At 30.4% G+C, this 17018-nt stretch carries 11 protein-coding genes and 1 other annotated feature; of the genes, 10 read left to right on the top strand and 1 reads right to left on the bottom strand.

Going from position 1 to position 17018, the window contains the following annotated elements:
• Positions 1–212 precede the first annotated feature (212 nt).
• The 5 genes from OCU47_RS12730 to OCU47_RS12710 all read left to right on the top strand — a co-directional run bounded on the left by OCU47_RS12730 (position 213) and on the right by OCU47_RS12710 (position 7500).
• Positions 213–1583: a sucrose-specific PTS transporter subunit IIBC gene (locus OCU47_RS12730; RefSeq protein WP_261828977.1), complete on the top strand. Its 1371-nt coding sequence runs from the start codon at positions 213–215 to the stop codon at positions 1581–1583.
• A gap of 215 nt (positions 1584–1798) precedes the next feature.
• Complete coding sequence (locus OCU47_RS12725) at positions 1799–2800, top strand: LacI family DNA-binding transcriptional regulator (protein WP_261828976.1); 1002 nt, start codon at positions 1799–1801, stop codon at positions 2798–2800.
• 14 nt (positions 2801–2814) lie between these two features.
• The gene (locus OCU47_RS12720; RefSeq protein ID WP_261828975.1) at positions 2815–3789 is read left to right on the top strand and encodes a PfkB family carbohydrate kinase; all 975 of its coding nucleotides are present in this window, start codon (positions 2815–2817) and stop codon (positions 3787–3789) included.
• A 1-nt stretch (position 3790) separates the two neighbouring features.
• On the top strand, positions 3791–5227 hold the full coding sequence (locus OCU47_RS12715; RefSeq protein ID WP_261828974.1) for a glycoside hydrolase family 32 protein: 1437 nt from the start codon (positions 3791–3793) through the stop codon (positions 5225–5227).
• Positions 5228–5661: 434 nt separating this feature from the next.
• Positions 5662–7500 (top strand): APC family permease, encoded by a 1839-nt coding sequence (locus tag OCU47_RS12710; RefSeq protein WP_261828973.1) that lies wholly within the window; start codon positions 5662–5664, stop codon positions 7498–7500.
• Between the two features lie 219 nt (positions 7501–7719).
• Here the strand turns inward: OCU47_RS12710 and OCU47_RS12705 are convergent, their stop codons facing one another.
• On the bottom strand, positions 7720–9075 hold the full coding sequence (locus OCU47_RS12705) for a GH1 family beta-glucosidase (protein ID WP_261828972.1): 1356 nt from the start codon (positions 9073–9075) through the stop codon (positions 7720–7722).
• Positions 9076–9546: 471 nt separating this feature from the next.
• On the opposite strand from OCU47_RS12705, the gene OCU47_RS12700 reads away from it, so the two are divergent.
• The 5 genes from OCU47_RS12700 to OCU47_RS12680 all read left to right on the top strand — a co-directional run bounded on the left by OCU47_RS12700 (position 9547) and on the right by OCU47_RS12680 (position 16951).
• Positions 9547–10593, top strand: a complete 1047-nt coding sequence (locus OCU47_RS12700) for an aldose epimerase family protein (RefSeq protein WP_261828971.1) — start codon at positions 9547–9549, stop codon at positions 10591–10593.
• Between the two features lie 309 nt (positions 10594–10902).
• Complete coding sequence (locus OCU47_RS12695) at positions 10903–12213, top strand: sensor histidine kinase (protein ID WP_261828970.1); 1311 nt, start codon at positions 10903–10905, stop codon at positions 12211–12213.
• A gap of 146 nt (positions 12214–12359) precedes the next feature.
• Positions 12360–13157 carry a rhomboid family intramembrane serine protease gene (locus OCU47_RS12690; RefSeq protein WP_261828969.1) on the top strand — a complete coding sequence of 266 codons (798 nt, stop codon included), beginning with the start codon at positions 12360–12362 and terminating at the stop codon, positions 13155–13157.
• A 104-nt stretch (positions 13158–13261) separates the two neighbouring features.
• Positions 13262–13451 (top strand) — a binding site (T-box leader).
• Between the two features lie 77 nt (positions 13452–13528).
• The gene (leuA, locus tag OCU47_RS12685; RefSeq protein WP_261828968.1) at positions 13529–15196 is read left to right on the top strand and encodes a 2-isopropylmalate synthase; all 1668 of its coding nucleotides are present in this window, start codon (positions 13529–13531) and stop codon (positions 15194–15196) included.
• A gap of 90 nt (positions 15197–15286) precedes the next feature.
• Entirely contained in the window at positions 15287–16951 is a 1665-nt protein-coding gene (locus OCU47_RS12680; RefSeq protein WP_261828967.1) for a ribonuclease J, read from the top strand.
• Positions 16952–17018 lie beyond the last annotated feature (67 nt).

Genomic DNA, 17018 nt, shown 5'->3' with positions numbered 1-17018 from the left:
AGTTTTAAAATATATATTGCAAAGAAAAATACCTCGTGATATAATCCAATCATAAGATATGTGAAATCGATTTTTTGAGTATCACATATCAAATTTTTAAAAGGATGTGGAATCGATTTTCTATGCATCAAATTGTAGTGTAGGGGGAAAATATTTTTGTTTGATGTTTGTGTAAACGATTGGAACAGATAAAAAAAGAGGGAGGAATTTTTATGAATTACGAAAAATTAGGAACGGACATTGTGAAATTAATTGGTGGACAAGAAAACATCCAAAGTATAGCACATTGTGCTACAAGATTAAGACTAATTTTAAATGATGACACGAAAATTGATAAAGCTGGATTAGAAGCTTTAGACGGGGTTAAGGGAGCATTTTTCAACTCAGGACAATTTCAAATAATCATTGGCCAAGGAGCAGTAAATAAAGTTTATGATTCAATATTAAATAAGAACGAAATCAAAGCTACAAGCTTAAGTGAACAAAAGAAGGAAGCAGAAAAGAATCTAAATTGGTTCCAAAAGTTTGCTAGAGTTCTTTCAAATATTTTCGTACCAATTATACCTGTTATAGTTGCAAGTGGATTGTTAATGGGAACAATGGGGATGTTAAGTAACTTCCATGTTGTAGATTCAAAAAGCGGAATATATATATTATTAGATATGTTCTCTAATGCAGCCTTTGTATTCTTACCAGTTATAGTAGCATTTAGTGCAGCTAAAGAATTTGGAGCGAATCCATATCTAGCAGCAGCATTAGGAGCAATAATGATTCATCCTAACTTACAAAATGCGTGGACAATGGGTGAAGGAATAAAGAATACTATAGATGTATTCGGATTGAAGGTAGCAATGGTTGGATACCAAGGAACAGTTTTACCAATATTATTAGCAGTATTGGTTATGGGATTCCTTGAAAAGAGAATAAGAAAGATCGTACCAGATGCTTTAGATATATTATTAACACCATTTTTAACATTAATAATTTCAGCAATATTTACATTCTTTGTAATAGGACCAGTAGGAAGATTAATAGGTGATGGAATTTCTTTTGGACTTCAACATTTATATAACTCTGTAGGAGTTTTTGCAGGTATCTTATTTGGTGGAACTTATTCAGCAATAGTTATAACAGGAATGCACCACAGTTTCCATGCAGTTGAAGCAGGACTTTTAGCAAATAAAGCGATAGGAATAAACTTCTTATTACCAATTTGGTCTATGTGTAATGTAGCACAAGGTGGAGCATCATTAGCAGTATACTTCAAGACAAAGAACGCTAAGTTAAAATCAGTAGCAGCACCAGCATCATTCTCATGCTTACTTGGTATTACAGAAGCAGCTATTTTCGGAGTTAACTTAAAGTTAGTTAAACCATTTATAGCAGCAGCTATTGGTGGAGCTGTAGGTGGAGGATTTGTAGTATTTATGAAGGTTGGTATGACTGGAATAGGTGTTACAGGAATTCCAGGATTAGCATTAATACCAGCTCATTCAATGGTAGCGTATATAGCAGGATTACTACTAGCCTTTGGAGTAGCTTTTGCAACAACTTTAGTTTTAGGATTTAAAGATGAAGAATAATTTATTATAAATATAAATAAATTCCTTGAGGAGACAAAGCGACAGAAATGATGGATTATACTTATATTTTTCATACATTTTATTTAGCTAAAAATCTCAAGGAATTTATTTTGATATAAAAATAAAGATATTTATCTGAATTTTTATAGTTGATTGTACATAGGCGCTAGGACAGATATAATATATAAGTATAATAATGAAATAGGTGATTAACTATGAAAATAAAAGATATTGCAGATTTAGCAGGCGTAGCGCCATCAACAGTGTCAAGAGTAATTAATAATTCAGGATATGTAAGTGAAGATTTAAGAAAAAAAATAGAGTTAGTAATAGAGCAGACAGGATATATTCCTAATAATATAGCTAAATCTCTAAAAACTAAGAGAACAAATACCATAGGTGTGATAATTCCTCAAGTTAGGTCTGAGACTGTAAGTAAAGTGGTAGATGGAATAACTCAGGAATGTAATAATAGAGATTATGATTTAATTCTAGCAAATACTAACCTATCTATTGAAGAAGAATTAAGTTATTTAAAAATATTACAGACTAAACAATTAGATGGCATTATATTCATGTGTACTGAGATTACAGAGAGACATAAAGATATTTTAGAAAAGGTAAATATTCCTATAGTAATAATAGGACAAGAAATTCAAGGATTTCAATGCATAATTCATGATGATTTTTCAGCAGCTAAAAAGTTAACAAATTTACTAATTGATAATAATCATAAAGATATAGCATTTATAAATGTAGATAAAGAAGATATAGCTGTAAAGTATGAAAGATATTATGGATTTATGGAGGCTATGAAAGAACATAACTTAAAAATAAGTGAGAAATGGATAGAATACGGAGATTTTTCCATAGAATCTGGAGTAAATGCTATGGAGAAGATTTGGAATAAATCACAAACTAGAAAACCTACAGCAGTTTTTTCAGTAAATGATAATATGGCCTTGGGAGCAATAAGTTATCTAAAGAACATAGGTGTAAATGTACCAGAGCAATGTTCTATAGTAGGTATAGGAAATAATAAACTATCTAGATTTATAGAACCAGCCCTTACTACTGTAGAGTACTATCAAGAAGAAGTGGGAAAAGTTGCAGCAATATGTTTGCTTAATAAAATAGAAGAAACAGATGATATAAACACAAATCAATACATATCTTATGATATTGTAGAAAGAAATAGTGTGAAAAAATTAATTTGAGGTGAATTGTAAGGATGAAAAATGTTGTATATTCAATAGGAGAAGCATTAATAGATTTTATACCATCAGAGAAAGGAAAAGCATTAAAGGAAGTTGTTTCTTTTGAAAGAGTGGCAGGAGGAGCACCAGCAAATGTAGCAGCAGCAGTTTCAAAATTAGGAGGAAAATCAGCATTTATATCTCAACTGGGAAAAGATGCTTTTGGAGATTATATAGTAGAGCAATTGACAACAGCAGGAGTTGATTGTACAAACGTACTGAGAACTTCAAAAGCTAATACAGGGTTAGCTTTCGTTTCATTAAAAGAAGATGGAAATAGAGATTTTTCATTTTATAGAAATCCAAGTGCTGATATGCTTTTATCAGAAGAGGACCTAACAGAACAATCTTTTAAGGATTGTCATACTCTTCATTTTTGTTCCGTTGATTTAATTGAAGCACCAGTTAAATATGCTCATAAGAAAGCAATTGAGCTTGCAAAACAAAAGGGTGCTATTATTAGTTTTGATCCAAATGTGAGACTTCCATTATGGGATAGTGAGGATTCTTGTAGAAAGGCTATAAGAGAATTTTTACCTCTAGCAAACATAGCTAAAATATCGGATGAAGAGTTAGAATTTATTACTGGGTATTCTGATATTGAAAAAGCTAAAAAAGTTATATTTTCAGGTGAATGTAAAATCTTTATATATACTAAAGGTGGAAATGGAGCAGAACTCCACACTAAAGATTTAAGTGTTTCTGTGGCAGGAGTAAAGGTAAATGCAATAGATACTACAGGTGCAGGAGATTCATTTATAGGGGCATTCCTATATAGTTTATTATCTGATAATGTAGTTTTAGATGATTTAGACAAGTTGTCTGAAGAAAAGTTAATAAGTTACTTACAATTCGCTAATTATTATGCTTGTAATACTACAACGAAAAAAGGAGCTATAGGCTCTATGGCAACTAAAGAAGAGATAGATAAATATATAGGGGGACTTTAATATGAACCCATTAGCTACTCATTTAAGCAGCTTAATTAAAGAGTTTGAAGAAGATAATATCTGCAAAGTAAATAAAGATCCTTTGAGGCTAAATTATCACATTATGGCTCCTGTAGGGTGGATTAATGATCCTAATGGATTATGTGAATTTAAAGGTAAGTATCATGTGTTTTATCAGTACTCACCTTCAGAACCACAAGGTGGTCTTAAGTATTGGGCACACTGCACTACAGCAGACTTTATAAATTGGACACAAGAAGAGATTGCTTTATATCCAGACAGCATATATGATTGCCATGGAGTGTACTCAGGATCTGCTTTAATTGATGAAGATAGGATGTATTTATATTATACAGGTAATGTAAAACATGATGGAGATTATGATTACATAAATTCAGGTAGAGAACAAAATACATTGGTTATATCTTCAGAGGATGGATATAATTTTTCAAGCAAGCAGATAATACTTAGAAATTCAGATTACCCTGAAAACATGAGCAATCATGTTAGAGATCCCAAGGTATGGCGTGAAGGCGATTCATACTATATGGTTTTAGGAGCAAGGGATAAGAATAGTGAAGGTGAAGTACTTCTTTATAATTCAAAGAATAAAATTAACTGGCAATATTTAAACTCTATAAAAACTAAAGAAAAGTTAGGATATATGTGGGAATGCCCAGATATAATTAAGTTTGAAGATAAAACAATAATAATGCTTTCGCCTCAAGGCTTAGAGGCTGAAGGAATCTTATATAATAATGTATATCAAACAGGATATATGTTTATTGAAGGCGATATAAAATCAGAATATAGTCTAAGTGAGTTTGTTGAAATTGATAGAGGCTTTGACTTTTATGCACCTCAAAGTTTTAAAGATTCAAAAGGCAGAAGAATAATGATAGGTTGGATGGGATTACCTGATATACCTTATAAAAATCCAACTACAGAAAATGGTTGGCAGCATGCCCTTACTATGCCTAGAGAACTAAAAGTTATAAATGGAAAGGTTCACCAAGTTCCGTTAGTTGAATTTGAGAAATTAAGATCATCAGTTTATCAATTCGATGTTAATAATGATGAAGCAATTCAGTGTAATACAAGAAGTTTTGAAGCAATAATAGAGTTTAGTGAAAAAATAGAACATTTAAAAATTTCATTAAGAAAAGATGTACATCTTAGCTATTCAGAAGGAACATTTACTATGTCATTAGGTGAAAGTGGTTTTGGAAGGGACAGTAGAAGTGTAAACATTGATTCTTTGCAAAGTGTAAGAATTTTTAGTGATGAATCTTGTTTAGAGGTATTTTTGAATAATGGTGAAGAAGTATTCACTACAAGAGTATATGATGACAAAGAGGATACTATATTGACAGTAAACCAATGTAATGCAAAAGCAACTGGAAAAGTATATTCATTAAATAAATTTTCAATAAAATAAGTTAAATATAAGGTTTAATTATGTCTTTTAAAATATATGGGCATAATTAAACTTTTTATTTTGTATAGGAATAAATATATTAAATTGATAAAGGCAGAAGAACTAATGAAAATTAAGATATTACATATAATTAGATTGTTAATTTTCTATCCGTAAGTTGAAAAAATAAGTTAATAAAATCCTTAAATTAATATAAAAATCATAATAAAAAAATATAATATTATCTTAGAAAAATGGAGAAATAAAGGGAAAAAAGTCTGTAAAAACATTTGTAAACGAATTTATAAGTGAAACGGAGAATTTACTTTAAATTTATAAAAATATATAATTTGTACATAATTTTTAAAATGAAAAATCCCAGCATAATTTAAAAAATGTATACTAGGTAGAATGACTAAGGGGTTAGTTACTTAGATATAAAGTGGAGGAGTAAAATGTTTAGAAAAATTCAATCATTATTGCTAGGAAAAACTCTTAAAACAACAGATCTACATGGGGAAAAATTTAGTGTATTGTGGGGGTTACCTGTATTATCAAGTGATGCTATATCTTCAGTAGCTTATGCCAGTGAAGAAATTCTTTTAGTTTTGATACCAATACTAGGTCTTGCAGCATATAAACCAATGCTATATGTAGCAATAGCTATTACAGTGTTGTTGTTAATCCTTGTATTCTCATATAGACAGACCATAGACAATTATCCTCATGGTGGAGGATCGTATATAGTAGCCAGTGAAAATCTTGGAAAAGGTGCAGGATTGGTAGCAGCAGCTTCGCTAACAATAGATTATATGTTAACTGTTGCTGTAAGTACCTGTGCGGGAACAGCTGCGATAACATCTGCATTTCCAGCACTATTACAACATAGAACCATAATAACAGTAGCGGTTATAGGAATTCTGGCTATAGGTAACCTTAGAGGAATGAAGGATTCAGCAAAGTTATTTGGAATCCCAACATATTTATTTATGTTTTGTATAATAGCAATGATAGTAACAGGAATATTTAAAGTCGTAGTATTAGGGGAGACTCCAGCACAAGCTCCAACATTAAAGCAAACAGGTGAGAGTTTAGGATTAGTTTTGTTTTTAAAGGCTTTTGCAGCAGGATGTACAGCATTGACAGGAGTTGAAGCTGTTAGTGATGGTATACCAAACTTTAGAGATCCAGCACAAAAGAATGCAAAGAGAGTTTTAGGATTACTTGCAGTGATTGTTTTTATAATATTCGGTGGGGTATCATTCTTGGCTACAATGTATAAAGTTTCACCTAGACCTGACATTACTGTAACAGCTCAAATTGCTACACAAATATTTGGTAGTGGCAGTATAATGTTTTACGCAGTACAAGCAACAACAGCTATAATTTTGATAATGGCAGCTAATACTGCTTTTGCAGATTTACCTTTATTATTATCAATATTAGCTAAAGATGGATATGTTCCAAGACAATTTGCATCTAGAGGAAAGAGATTAGGGTTCTCTAATGGTATAGTTATGTTATTCCTTGTAGCATCAACCTTAGTAATAGCAGTTGGAGCAGATACTCACTTATTGTTACCGTTGTATGCAGTAGGTGTATTTATGTCATTTACTCTTTCACAGTTTGGTATGTTTATGAAATGGTATAAGAGTAAGGAAGGAAAGTGGAAACATAAAGCAGCTATTAATGGATTTGGAGCTTTAGTTACAGCAGTAACTTGTGTAATTATAGGATCCACTAAGTTTATTCATGGAGCTTGGATTATATTTCTTTTAATACCTTTCTTTGTTTTAGTAATGACCAGAGTAAGAAGACATTATAATAAGGTAAGAGATAATTTAAAGATAGATACTGATGTATCACAATTGATTAAAAAGTGTAAAGTTTCTAACCACATTATTGTTCCTATACAAACATTAAATAAGTCTTTTATAAAGAGTTTAAATTATGCTTTAGCTATAGGTGATACTATAGAAGTATATCATGTAAGTACTAATGATGAGGATACTGCTAAGCTACAGGAAAAATATAATAAGTTAGGCGTAGATATACCACTAGTAATTGATCATGCACCATATAGAAATGTGAATGAAACTTTATTAAAGTATATTGATAAGAAACAATCTGAGTTTGATAGTAATGAGACTATAACTATAGTAATGCCTCAATTCGTTATACGTAAGTGGTGGCATCAAACTTTACACAATCAAACATCATTATTCTTAAGAACTGCAATAATGAAGAGAAGAAATATAAACATAGTAACAATACCATATATAATAAATGAATAATATGATTAAATTTATGTTGTTTATCCGATAGCTAGCATCCGTAACACTCCAACTTCTTTAAGTTGGAGATAACGGCTGCACGCTCCTGGATAAGTTCAGCTAAGATTCAGATGGGGATCAAACCCCACCTGAATCAAGTTTCACTTGATACAATAATGCAAAAAGTCCTACAATTTGTTTAATAAAAATTGTAGGACTTTTTATCTTATATTAATAGTACTATTCTAATATTTTACCTTGGGTTTCTATAACTTGTTTGAACCAATATCCTGAATCCTTAATTGTTCTTTTTTCAGTTTCAAAATCTACATGAATAAGTCCAAATCTTTCATTGTAGCCTTCAGCCCATTCAAAGTTATCCATTAAAGACCAAGCAAAATATCCTCTGCCATCTACGCCATCCTTAATAGCTCTGTTGAATTCATTGATGTATCTGTGCATAAGGTCTATTCTTTGAGGATCATGAACTTTACCATCTAAGTTTACCCAGTCAACATTTGATAATCCATTTTCAGTTATTATAATTGGTTTCTTATATCTTTCATAGAAGAACTTTGGACCCCAGTATAATCCTCGTGGAGTAAGTTCCCATTTGTTTGCAGTTAAATCAGCTCCAACTTTTTGTGCAGTAAATTCTGGTTCACCATTTAGTCCAGAATTTACATAAGGTGAACTATATATATTACAGCCAAAGAAGTCTAAATCTTGATTAATTATTTTCATATCATTGGCACCTATTTTAGGTAAATACTTTTCAAATAATTTCAATCCATCCTCAGGATACTCTCCCAAGAACATAGGATCCATAAACCAAGCTGAATTCCAAATTCGAGTATCATTTACTGCAAAAGTAGCCTTTCTGGCAGCTTCTATATCTGCTGGGGTTTCTGTTTTTGGAATATAACATATACCAACAGGAGCAGCTCCAACGAAACTCTTTAATTTTGAAAACTCTCTTATAGTAGCAACTGATTTTCCATGAGCTAAAAGAGAATTATGAGTACATTGAAGAACATCTCTTACACCTAACTTTAAACCAGGTGCATGAGTACCATCGCAATGTCCAAGATTTATGTAACATTGAGGTTCATTTTGTGTAAACCAGTATTGAACTCTATCAGATAGTCTATCAACTACAACCTTTGTGTATTCTGCAAACCACTCAGGACTATCATTGTTTAACCAGCCACCTTTTTTATATAGTTCATAAGGGTAGTCCCAGTGAAAAAGAGTCACGTAAGGTGTTATTCCTTTTTCTAATAGCTCGTCCACAAGTCTGTCATAAAAGTCTAATCCTTTTTCGTTTACTTTACCAATACCATCTGGCATAACTCTTGGCCATGTTATAGAGAATCTGTAAGCTTGTAAGCCTAATTCTTTCATTAAGGCAACATCTTCTTTATATCTATGGTAATGTTCGCAAGCGATATTTCCGTTATGATTACCTTTTATAACACCTGGAACTTCGCAAAAAGTGTCCCAAACAGATAATCCTTTACCATCTTCAAAAGGAGCTCCTTCTATTTGATAAGATGATGTAGCTGAACCCCAAATAAAATCTTTGTTAAAGCTCATATTAATACCTCCTAAAGTATATGTAAAATTTTCTTGGTAAACCTATACAGTATAATTATACTATAATATAATAAAAAAGTTTGTGTAAAGAATTAATATTATTTTACAATATTTCAGATTTTATATAAAAACCAGTTAAGTTAAGGTAAATAGATTGGCATATAGAATAGAAAATATCCGTCCCATATTTGGACTTGTTATTTAGCCTCAGATGTCTTATTATAATTATGATGCCATGTAATCGTAAACTGTATAAAGTATAATATAGTAGATTTAAATAAGAAAATACTTATTATAAAAAGAATGATTTTATAATTTTTAATGTTTGCATTATATCATTAGTACAAGCTTAACTTTCTTAAAATCTTATTAAGAATGTATAATAAATGCAGTTGCATATGAATAAGAAATAAATGAATTATTATACGGTTAGTGTAAGAATTTTAAATAATATAACTAGGAGGAATTAAGATGAAGTGGAGTAAAGAATTTTTATATGAAGTCGAAGGCAAAGAAGTATTTGCATATAGGTTAATCAATTCAAATAATAGTTTTATAGAAGTATTAAATTGGGGTTGCACGATGACTAAAATTGTTGTCCCTGACAAAGATGGTAATTTAGAAAATGTAATTCTTGCATGTAAAGATATGAAAATGTATATTAAAAATCCTTCTTATATGGGAGCGTTACTAGGACGTACTGCAGGAAGAATTTGTGAAGGAAAAATAACAGTTGATGGTGTTGACTATCAGCTAAATTTAAATTATGGAGTACATCAAGGTCAAGGAGGAACTATAGGCTTTTATAAGAAAGTTTGGGATACTGAGGTTGTAGAGAAGGATAACGCGCTTTCACTTGTATGCAAGTATTTTAGTGTAGATGGAGAAGAAAATTACCCGGGAAATGTCCCAGTACAGGTTACTTTTACATTTAATGAAGAAAATGAATTAACTATTGATTATGAAGCAACCACAGATAAAACAACTTTAATAAATCTATCACAACATAATTATTTTAATTTAAGTGGAAATATAAAGAGACCAATAACTGATGAATTTTTAAAGATAGATGCAGATTCTATTATGGAACTAGATGAAACAGCAGCAACCACAGGAAATAAAATAGATGTGACAGGTACTCCATTTGATTTTAGAACAGGAAAAATAATTGAAAAAGATATAGCTTGTGAAAATGAACAAATAAGAATTGCTAATGGTTATGATCATACTTGGAATTTAAATAAGAAATCAAAACCAGACATATATTTAGAAGATATTATATCTGGAAGAACTATGGAAATAGTTACTAATCAAAAACATGTGGTAATTTATACAATGAATTATTCAAACGGTCCTGTATTATATAATGGAGAAGTTGAAAAAGTTAGACATGGAATTTGTTTTGAAACACAAAATCCTCCAATAGGAAGAAATCAGGCCTTTTTAGAAGAATCAATAGTAAAACCTGGAGAGAAGTATTCTCAAGTTACTATATATAAATTTGGATTAAAGAAATAGCTTAATATAAAAATAAATTAATAAACATCAATTTTTAATAGGAATGTTACGTATAAGATTTAATAATCTATATGTAGCATTTTTTTATATATGCATTTTATCAGAAAGTTTTAAAATAATTAAAAATAGAAAAGAGAACATGTATTTATTTTGATAAAATCATAAAACTTGAAAATAAAAATGTAATTTTATCTAAAAAGGTGTCAATAAACAAAAGCAGTTTGAATTTTATGTTGAAATATGGCATAATGTACAATGTGAGAGTAGTGTTATCATGAAAAACATGATTTTATACTAGGAGGTGAAGGTGTGAACATTCTTTTCCGTTTGGGCACTATACTAATAAGAACTTTATTATTTAGTGTTATATGTATTATTTTCAGTGAATCTGTAGATTGTTTTAAAAATAGCAAGTTAAAGATAATATCATTTTACCTTTTACTAGTATCATCTGACTTATTGACAACTTTATATTGTTCTAAAATTAATTATAATATGATAATGCTAATAGTATATTATGCATCAATTTTATTAATATTACGGTATGATAAGACTAAATCATTTATAATTTCACTATCATTTATGATTATATCTTTTGCCGTGAATAGATTGAATAGATGTATATTTATAGTGATTAAAGCTATAAATTATGATTCTTTTTTACTTCAAATAACAGCATATGATCAACATGTATTTAAAAAGTTAATATATTTGATTTTATTAGTTATAGTATTGAAGTATAATAAAGTACTAAAACGCATTAATTTTTATAATGATCAAGCAAATAATGCTAGTGCTATGATGCAAGGGGTTTTAGTAATATTATTTATAATCAGGGTACTGTTTGAAGTAGGAAATGTGGGCGACTTATTATGGGTTCATTTATTAGTATTACTTGCTTGTATGATACTCTTATACATTGTTTTCAAGGATATCAAAGCAAGAAAGGAAATGCAATTAATAGAGACCAGTTATAAAGTTCAAGCTCAACAGATTAAAAATATGCAGGAGATACTTAGTATTGTCAGAAAAGAAAAACATGACTTTGCAAATCATATTCAGGTGATTCAAGCATTAAGTTCCATGAATAGACCTGGAGATATGGATAAGATAAAAGAGTATGTTTCTAAAATATCCGGAGGGTTACATACATCATTTAAGTATCTAGACACAGGGGATGATTATGTAGATGCTCTAGTATCCATAAAATCATATAATGCAAAGGAACAAAACATCGAAATTAAACTTTCAATTGATGAGCCTCTTAGTTCCATAAATATTGAGGAAGATGAATTGATTAGTATAGTTGGAAACCTTATAGATAATGGGTTGCAAGCTTTTAAAGAAAGCAAAGACAAGCCTTATAAAGAAATAGAGATAAAGAGTTATAGGCAACAAGATAATGTTTATTTGTTGATAGGAAATAATGGAGATGTAATACCATCTAATATTAAGTGTAAAATTTTTAATAAGGGATTTTCTACTAAGAAAAAAGAAAGTTTAGATCATGGATATGGACTTTATATTACTAAGCAGTTGGTTGAAAAAAATAAAGGAAATATATGTGTAGAAAGTACTGAAGAAAAAACAGAATTTAAAATTGAATTTCAATCTAAATAAGCTATGTGTAGACTAAAGACACATAGCTTATTTTTATACAGCAAAAATAATTGTTACAATTAAGCAAAAAGTAAGTTGAAAGCTTGCTTTGTTTTAAGTTATTATTATAATGAGTATATGAATAATCGTATAAGGAGTGTTAATTTATGAAGATATTAGATAGATTCGAGAGAAAGTTTGGTAGGTTTTACATAAAGAACTTAATGGTTTACATTGTAATAATAAATGCTTTTGTATACTTATTGGAGTATTCAGGAATTAATAATTTAGGAATATTAAATTTTGTATTAATACCGCAGGAAGTGATGCAAGGTCAGGTGTGGAGGCTTATAACATTTATATTTATTCCACCTTCATCGCTTAATCCATTATTCTTATTTTTTGCTTTGTATTTTAATTATTTAGCTGGTGCTGGACTTGAGAATTACTGGGGCGGTTTTAAATTTAATGTTTATTATTTATGTGGAATGTTAGCAACTATAATTGTATCTTTCATTACAGGGATGCCTGCAGATAGTTCATATATTAATTTAGCCTTATTTTTAGCCTTTGCATGCGTATATCCTGATTATGAACTGTTATTATTTTTTATTTTACCAATTAAGGTTAAGTACCTTGCTATATTAGATTGCCTTGTTATTGGTTATGAGTTTATTACAGTTTATTCTCTAGGAGGAAAACTTTTAGTAATAACTCCACTTATTAGTTTCCTACTTTTCTTTGGTAAGGATTTATTTAACTTGGTTACTGGGCGTACTAAATCATATGTAAGAAAGCAGAAGTTTAGCGTTAAGGTTTCAACTGATAAGCCAATTCATAGATGTACGGTTTGTGGAATAACGGATAAGGATGATCCAGATATGCAGTTTAGATATTGCTCCAAGTGTAGTGGGACTCATTGCTATTGTATGAATCATATAAGAGATCATAAGCATATAGAATAATATTATCCTTAATTAACTGTTGACAGAAAATAATGAATATAGTATATTACTTTTAATAATAAGGCATATAAACCTATGTAAATTTCAGATGCATAAATAAGATAACATTTGTGAAGAATGAGAGTAGTAAAAAGCCATGTGTTTTATAGAGAGTGGATGAGAGGTGAAAATCCATAAACAATAACTTTTGAACTTGCTCAGGAGCAAAATAAGACTATAAAAAGTCTTATCGGTGTTTAACCGTTATTTAAATTAAGAGAAAGTTTGGATGGTACCGCGTAAAACGCTCCAATAGGAGTGCTTTACGCGGTTTTTAGCATCTTTTTAAGATGCTTTATTAAATTTAAAGTAAAAATTGGGGGTTATTTTAAATGTTAAATTACAAAAAGTATAAGAGATTTCAAACTATTAAACTTAAGGAAAGGACTTGGCCAAATAAAGAAATAGAAAAAGCACCTATTTGGTGCAGTGTGGATCTTAGAGATGGTAATCAATCTTTAGTTAATCCTATGACTGTAGAAGAAAAGTTGGATATGTTTAATTTACTTGTTAAATTGGGATTTAAAGAAATTGAGATAGGTTTTCCTTCAGCTTCACATATTGAATATGATTTCTTGCGAAAGCTAATAGAAGAAGAGCTTATACCAGAAGATGTTACTGTTCAAGTTTTAACTCAAGCAAGACCACACTTAATTGCAAGAACTTTTGAATGCTTACAGGGGCTAAATAAGGCGATTGTTCACATTTATAATTCTACATCTATACTACAAAGAGATGTTGTATTTAACATGAGTAAAGAAGACATAAAGCAAATAGCAATTGAAGGAACAAGATTAGTAAAACAATATGTCAAAGATTTTGAGGGAGAGATAATATTAGAATATTCACCAGAAAGTTTTACAGGAACAGAAGTAGAATATGCTTTAGAAGTGTGCAATGCAGTGGTAGATGAGTGGGATGCAACTCCAGAAAACAAAGTTATAATAAATTTACCATCTACAGTTGAAATGGACACTCCAAATGTTTATGCAGATCAAATTGAGTGGATGAGCAATAATTTTAAGAAAAGAGACAGCATTATTTTAAGTGTGCATCCACATAATGATAGAGGAACAGCTGTAGCTTCAGCTGAGCTTGCTATGTTAGCAGGTGCAGATAGAGTAGAAGGAACCTTATTTGGAAATGGTGAAAGAACAGGAAATGTAGATATTTTAAATATTGCATATAACATGTTTTCTCAAGGTGTAAATCCAGAACTTAACCTAGAAAACATAGTAGAAATTACAGATGTATATGAAAGATGTTGCAAGATTCCTGTGCATATTAGGCATCCTTATGCAGGCGAATTAGTTTTCACAGCTTTTTCGGGTTCACATCAAGATGCTATTAATAAGGGAATGAAAAAATATGAAGAAAGACAAACAGGTATATGGGAAGTTCCATATTTACCTGTAGATCCAAGAGATTTAGGAAGAGAATATGAAGCTTTAGTAAGAATAAACAGCCAATCAGGAAAAGGTGGAGTAGCTTTTGTAATGGAGCATTACTTTGGATTTAAGTTACCAAAAGCTATGCATAAGGAGTTTGCAGATATAATTCAAGGTATATCTGAAAAAACTGGAGAGATTGTTCCTCAGTTAATAATGGATAAATTTAAAGAAGAGTATCTTGATAGAAAGAAACCATTTGAACTAGTAAAATGCAGAGTTTCAGATATACAAGATTCTGATAATAACACAAGGATAGATTTACAATTAGAATATAATGGAGACACATTGACATTACAAGCAGAAGGTAACGGACCAATTGACTCATTAAAGAAGGCACTTATAGAAAGCAAGTTGGTTAGCACAACTATATTAGATTATACTGAACATGCGTTGGGTAAAGGTTCAGAAGCAAAGGCTGCATCATATGTGAAAATAAAAAGAACTGATAATCAGGTTGAGACCTTTGGTGTAGGCGTTGATAGCAATATTACGTTGGCATCAATTAAAGCAGTATTTAGTGCTATAAATAGATTATATTCAGTTGAATAAAATATCAAGCATATATTAGTTTATAATACAGGAATTAAATTTTATACTATAACACAAACTAAAGAAAAAATAATATAGGAGGATGAGTTTGTGGAAGACGAAAATAGTGTAAAAGTTATTCCTTTAGGTGGATTAGGCGAAATAGGTAAAAATATAACTGCCATAGAGTATGGAGATGAAATTATAGTAATAGACTGTGGTGTTGCCTTTCCTGATGAGGAAATGTATGGAGTAGATCTAATAATTCCAGATATATCTTATTTACTTGATAATTCTTCCAAGGTAAAGGGCATATTTTTAACTCATGGACACGAAGATCACATTGGAAGCTTACCATATATTTTAAAGCAATTAAATGTTCCAGTGTATGGCACAGCCTTAACTATAGGACTTGTTTCAACAAAATTAAGCAGACATTTAATGCTAAAAGATTGTGATATGAAAACAGTGGAAGTTGGAGATGTTATAGATGTAGGACAAATGAAGATAGAATTCATAAGAGCTACACACAGTATAGCAGATTCATGTTGTTTAGCTATTACAACTCCTGTGGGTGTAATTTTGCATACAGGAGACTTTAAAATTGATTATACTCCTATTGACGGCAAAAAAATGGATCTTAAGAGGATATCAGCTTTAGGAAGTGAAGGAATTCTCTTATTGATGGCAGATAGTACAAATGTAGAAAGAAGAGGACATTCTTTATCAGAAAAGTCTATAGGTGAGACTTTAAATAGAATATTTTCTAAGGCAAAAGGAAGAGTTATAGTTGCAACCTTTGCTTCTAACATACATAGGATGCAACAAATTATCAATGCTTCATTAATGTATGGAAGAAAAGTTGCTTTTAGTGGAACAAGTATGGAAAATATGTCAGAGGTAGCAACGGATTTAGGATATCTTCATATTCCGACCGAGGATAGTATAAGTGTAGATGATATAAATAAATATGATAATAGTAGAATAACCATAATTACTACTGGAAGCCAAGGAGAACCTATGGCAGCACTTTCAAGGATAGCTTTTTCTACCCATAGGAAGATAAAAGTTGAGACTGATGATTTATTTATTATATCTGCATCACCAATTCCAGGTAATGATAAGATGATTTCAAAAGTAATCAATCAATTATTTAAGATGGGTGTTGAAGTTATATATGAAGATCTTGAAGAAGTGCATGTTTCTGGGCATGCATATCAAGAGGAACTGAAGTTGATACACACTTTAGCAAACCCTAAATACTTTTTACCAGTACATGGCGAGTATAGACATTTGAAACATCATGGAGATTTAGCACAAAAGTTAGGTATGGATAAAGAAAATATATTCTTGATGGAAACAGGACAGGTGCTTAAATTGAAATCTGATGAAGCTAAAATTGAAGGCAGTGTAAAAACTGGTGGAGTATTTGTAGACGGCATTGGAGTTGGAGATGTTGGCAATATAGTTCTTAGAGACAGAAGAAATCTTGCAAAGGATGGTATGATAACTGTAGTTGTTGCTATAGAAACGGATTCATATAGTATTATTGCAGGTCCTGACATAATTACAAGAGGATTCATTTATGTAAGAGAATCAGAAAACTTCATCAATAACATAAAAGAGTTGGTAAGAGATGAAGTAGAAGAATGTCTTGATAAGGAAGTAATTCAATGGTACCTATTAAAGAGAAATATTAAAAAATCTATAGAAAGATATGTGTATGAGAAAACTCAAAGAAGACCTAGCATTTTTCCTATAATAATGGAAATCTAGCTTAAGTTGCTACAAAATATATTATAAATAAAACCATGCGAAATTGAGTAGGCGCCTCTATTATGCA

The organism is Clostridium sp. TW13 (genome assembly GCF_024345225.1).
Classification (GTDB): Bacteria; Bacillota; Clostridia; order Clostridiales; family Clostridiaceae; genus Inconstantimicrobium; species Inconstantimicrobium mannanitabidum.
The sequence above is the reverse complement of the archived record's forward strand: the minus strand, read 5'-3'. Positions and strand labels throughout refer to the sequence as shown.

Coding starts and splice junctions, on each gene's coding strand:
- OCU47_RS12730 (WP_261828977.1), top strand. CDS start 213: ATGAATTACGAAAAATTAGGAACGGACATTGTGAAATTAATTGGTGGA.
- OCU47_RS12725 (WP_261828976.1), top strand. CDS start 1,799: ATGAAAATAAAAGATATTGCAGATTTAGCAGGCGTAGCGCCATCAACA.
- OCU47_RS12720 (WP_261828975.1), top strand. CDS start 2,815: ATGAAAAATGTTGTATATTCAATAGGAGAAGCATTAATAGATTTTATA.
- OCU47_RS12715 (WP_261828974.1), top strand. CDS start 3,791: ATGAACCCATTAGCTACTCATTTAAGCAGCTTAATTAAAGAGTTTGAA.
- OCU47_RS12710 (WP_261828973.1), top strand. CDS start 5,662: ATGTTTAGAAAAATTCAATCATTATTGCTAGGAAAAACTCTTAAAACA.
- OCU47_RS12705 (WP_261828972.1), bottom strand. CDS start 9,075: ATGAGCTTTAACAAAGATTTTATTTGGGGTTCAGCTACATCATCTTAT.
- OCU47_RS12700 (WP_261828971.1), top strand. CDS start 9,547: ATGAAGTGGAGTAAAGAATTTTTATATGAAGTCGAAGGCAAAGAAGTA.
- OCU47_RS12690 (WP_261828969.1), top strand. CDS start 12,360: ATGAAGATATTAGATAGATTCGAGAGAAAGTTTGGTAGGTTTTACATA.
- leuA (WP_261828968.1), top strand. CDS start 13,529: ATGTTAAATTACAAAAAGTATAAGAGATTTCAAACTATTAAACTTAAG.